At 72.6% G+C, this 2223-nt stretch carries 3 protein-coding genes and 2 pseudogenes; all 5 read right to left on the bottom strand.

The window, feature by feature from the left end; genetic code table 11:
- The coding region (locus tag I59_RS06325) for a hypothetical protein (protein WP_022903142.1) at positions 1-357 on the bottom strand (357 nt) is incomplete at its 3' end.
- A gap of 80 nt (positions 358-437) precedes the next feature.
- Positions 438-560, bottom strand: coding sequence for a hypothetical protein (locus I59_RS23385; RefSeq protein ID WP_022903141.1), 123 nt, complete (start codon positions 558-560; stop codon positions 438-440).
- Between the two features lie 52 nt (positions 561-612).
- Positions 613-921, bottom strand: a pseudogene (locus I59_RS23840) (hypothetical protein); the annotation flags it as partial.
- Between the two features lie 16 nt (positions 922-937).
- Positions 938-1312, bottom strand: a pseudogene (locus I59_RS23835) (DUF1980 domain-containing protein); the annotation flags it as partial.
- The coding region (locus tag I59_RS06305; RefSeq protein ID WP_022903138.1) for a permease at positions 1299-2223 on the bottom strand (925 nt) is incomplete at its 5' end. The pseudogene I59_RS23835 and the gene I59_RS06305, both read right to left, overlap by 14 nt.

The following is a 2223-nucleotide window of genomic DNA, read 5'->3' as shown; positions in this document are numbered from 1 at the left end:
GGGGCGGACCCCTCCGAACCGCGCCGCACGGGTGGCCGTCGAGCTGACGTCCACGACCGGCACGGTGTCGACGGCGGCGGTGATCGCGCCCGCCGCGACGATCCCCGGCAGGTTGTCGATGTGGGTGGCGTGGTGCGCCCGCAGGGAGGCGAACACGCGTGGCTCGGGCAGGTCGGGGACGGCCGAGCGGAGCGGGCCGCCGGGGACGCGTGCGGGGGCGGGGGTGGAGCGGAGGTCGGTGGTGATGCGGGTCCGGCGGGGTGCCGGGGCTGCGGGCTCGGCGGGGGTCTCCCGCTGACGGGGCGCGCAGATGTCGCAGAGTTCGGTGGGGAAACCGTGGATGCACTCGTCGGTCACGACTGTCGAGGGTCCTTCCGTGCCGGATGTGGGGTGGGCGGCACGGTGGTCAACGGTACGTCATCCGGCGGACTCCGAGGTCACTGCCGGTAGAGCAGTGCACGCACCTCGGACTCGGCCGCGTGCAACCGCGCCGGGTCGATGGTCTCGCCGTGGTCGTACGCGTCGAGCAGGCGCGGGTCGATGTAGCTCTGCCGGCACACGGTCGGGGTGTTCGATCCTGGCGGCGGCGGACTGGTCGGGGTTGGCGACGAGGGAGCCGCGCACCGTGACCCAGCGGTCCGCGTCGGGGACGGCCCCGGTCGTGGTCACGCCGAGGCCGACCGGTTGCGCGTCGACGGCGCAGCAGCTGATCACGAACCGGGTCAGCGTGAACGATCCGTCGCCGGCAGGGACGACGAAACCCGTGAGCTCCACCCGCTTCCCGACGAGGGCGCTCGTGTCGGTGGACTGGCGGATGAGGGCGGCCCAGTCCTTCACGCCGTAGTCGGACGTGTCGACCGCGTCGCTGCCGAGGAGCGAGACCCCCCTGCGCTCCGGTCGCGTTCGACAGCGTCGCGGCATCGACGCTCCGCTGCTGGGCGGTCCGGGCGGACAGCGTCGCGGGCGGCAGCACGAGCATGGCGACCGTCACCCCGATCGTCACGAGCGCCGCGGCCCAACCGAGGACGACGCGGACGGGACGACCCGCGCCTCCCGGCCGTCCGCCGTGGACGCCGTGCGCGTCGGCCTCGGTGTCACCGTGTGCGTGGGCATGCCCGCGCGCGACGACGACGAGTCCGGCGACCGCGGCCGGCACCGCGACGGCCGCGAGCACGACGGTGAAGACGGCGTACCGCGGGTTGATGTAGAGGTCGAGGTGACCGACGACCGCCAGCCAGAGCGTGCACAGCGCCACCGCGAGGACGGACCCGAGGCCCAGCGCCGCCGGCGCGGTCGACTCAGACGAGGACATTCATCACCAACCCGACGGTCGCGGCGAACAGGACGCAGACGACGGCGAGCAGCACGAGGAAGCGCACTCGGAACGTCGTGCGGAGCAGGACGAGCATCTTCACGTCGATGATCGGTCCGATGATGAGGAAGGCGGTGATCGACCCGGGCAGGAAGGTGGAGGCGAACGACAGCGCGAAGAACGCGTCGACGTTCGAGCAGAGCGACACCGTCATGGCCAGGAGCATCATCGCGCCGACCGAGAGCACGGGGTTCGCGCCGATCGCCACGAGCGTCGAACGGGGTACGGCGACCTGGACGGCCGCGGCCAGCCCGGCGCCGACGAACAGGGCGGGCATCATGGTCGCGGTCTCGCCGCCGAACTGCGCCGCACTGTCCCGCCAGCGGTCTCGGGACGGCGGGGCACCGACGGCTGTGCGGCAGCGCGCCTCGAACGTGGGCAGCAGCAGCTCGGCCGGACGTCGGTGCGCGGCCACGATCCAGCCGACGAGGTTCGCGACGACGAAGCCGCCGACGATGCGCACGGGCAGGATCCACCCGGACCAGCCGAACGCCTGCGCCGTGCTGATGATCACGAGGGGGTTGAGGATCGGGGCGGCGACGAGGAAGGTCACCGCCTCGGCCGGGGTGAACCCGCGCAGCATGAGACCGCGGGCGAGCGGGACGTTGCCGCACTCGCAGACCGGGAACAGCATCCCGATGAGCGAGATCACGGCTCGACGGGGGACCGCGCGCTGCGGGAGCACCCGTTCGAGTACGCCCACGGGGACCCACACCTCGACGACGATCGAGAGCAGGATGCCGAGCACGACGAAGGGCAGGGACTCCACGACGACGCTGATCGCCAGCGTCAGGAAGTCCTGCACGACGTCCGGCAGTCCGGCGGACCCGACGGTCGGCGAGACGACTCGG

Source organism: Curtobacterium sp. B8, assembly GCF_000333315.1.
GTDB classification, from domain to species: domain Bacteria; phylum Actinomycetota; class Actinomycetes; order Actinomycetales; family Microbacteriaceae; genus Curtobacterium; species Curtobacterium luteum.
The sequence above is the reverse complement of the archived record's forward strand: the minus strand, read 5'-3'. Positions and strand labels throughout refer to the sequence as shown.